Consider the following 1,461-nt stretch of genomic DNA (forward strand, 5'->3'; position numbering starts at 1 on the left):
GTAACATATACTTATTTTACTAACAGAAAAGGAGATAAAAAAATGGAAGACTGGCTTACTAGTTTACAAACGAATACTCCCCAAGAAGGATTTGAGCTTGCATTAAAACTTGCCAGAAAAGGGGTCGAATACACTCAACAGTCTGATGAGATTAAAGACAAACTGAGAACAGAGTATGCAAAAAATGCAGATAGCCTAACTTTGGCTTCTCAAGTAGCCGCAACACATTTTCAAACGATTGCAGCAGCGAATAATTATTGGAAATAAAGTTTTTGATTAAATCAATTTTAGAAAACTTGGCTTATCGTTAAAGTAAACATGCCCTCATCACGAGGGGGTATGCCGACGTTAGGCGGAGAGCCTGTTCTTAGTCGGTCTCTCATCTTTGACACCAACAACCGCCAAAAACGCTGTGATTTAAACGTTTTTGACGGTTTTAAATTGCTCGAAAACAGCGTACTATTTCCTTTTTTAGTTTGTTTTAAAAATTTTTTCATATTACAGAAATTACGGATGTTTTACATAATGCATTTGGCTTCACGATTTTTCGAATGATAACTTTACTTTCAATTACTCCCACGTTGTAATATATCTATATTGTTATAACATATTATTAATGTTATAATTTTCGCCATTAAGGATATATTAATAAGGAGTTGATAAAAATGGCGGTGTTTGAAGTGGAGAGAAAAGTAACCAGAATCGGAAATAGCCTAGGTGTAACTCTTCCACAGGAAGTGTTAAAACATTTGGAAATAAAACATGGTGATAAAATTAAATTTAAATTGGAAGAAAACGGTAATGTTTCAGTTCAAAAGTTTACACCAATCGATGAAGATTTCTTAGAAGGTTTCAAATATGCATTTGAAAACTACGACGATGCTTTAAGAAATCTAGCTGACAGGTAGTTATATGACCCGATATTTAACGGAAAAAGAAGTCACATTAATTAATGAAGCCGTGATTAGAAAATACACATCAGAAGAACAAGTTGGAGTTAAAGATAGAAGTTTATTACTCAGTGCATGCATTGGAACCACCAAAGCAATCCGCATTTGGCGAAGATGCCTATCCAGATATCTTTTCAAAGGCGGCAGCTCTTTATGCGAGTTTAGCACAAAATCATTCATTTCATAATGCAAATAAGCGAACGGCGTTATTTTTGCTCATCCTATTTCTTTGGTTAAATAGGTATCGGTTCATAGCACCACAGAAAGTGGCAGAAGATTACACCGTTTTTGTAGTCAACGAAAAACCGGAAATTGAGTGTATAGTGAAATTTATAGAAGAATGGACGGAAACAAGGTGAACGTATAAAACACTTCACCTTTTTATTATTTACTTTACAAACTGGCCCAGGAAATTTTTATACTTCTTATCTACCATCGAGTAGAGGGGAAAATTAATTTTCCGCCCCTCTCACACCACCGTACATACGGTTCCGTATACGGCGGTTCAATT

At 35.1% G+C, this 1,461-nt stretch carries 3 protein-coding genes; all 3 read left to right on the forward strand.

Translation table 11 applies throughout. The features are described from left to right. The coding region (locus ACPYKA_RS15880; RefSeq protein ID WP_479543195.1) for a hexameric tyrosine-coordinated heme protein at positions 1 to 267 on the forward strand (267 nt) is incomplete at its 5' end. A gap of 398 nt (positions 268 to 665) precedes the next feature. Next, on the forward strand, positions 666 to 908 hold the full coding sequence (locus ACPYKA_RS15885; RefSeq protein WP_479543196.1) for an AbrB/MazE/SpoVT family DNA-binding domain-containing protein: 243 nt from the start codon (positions 666 to 668) through the stop codon (positions 906 to 908). A gap of 83 nt (positions 909 to 991) precedes the next feature. Then, positions 992 to 1,309 carry a type II toxin-antitoxin system death-on-curing family toxin gene (locus ACPYKA_RS15890; protein ID WP_479543197.1) on the forward strand — a complete coding sequence of 106 codons (318 nt, stop codon included), beginning with the start codon at positions 992 to 994 and terminating at the stop codon, positions 1,307 to 1,309. Positions 1,310 to 1,461: the final 152 nt, after the last annotated feature.

The organism is Pseudogracilibacillus amylolyticus (SeqCode) (genome assembly GCF_051918545.1).
In the GTDB taxonomy this organism is placed as follows: Bacteria; Bacillota; Bacilli; order Bacillales; family Amphibacillaceae; genus Pseudogracilibacillus.

Coding starts and splice junctions, on each gene's coding strand:
- ACPYKA_RS15885 (WP_479543196.1), top strand. CDS start 666: ATGGCGGTGTTTGAAGTGGAGAGAAAAGTAACCAGAATCGGAAATAGC.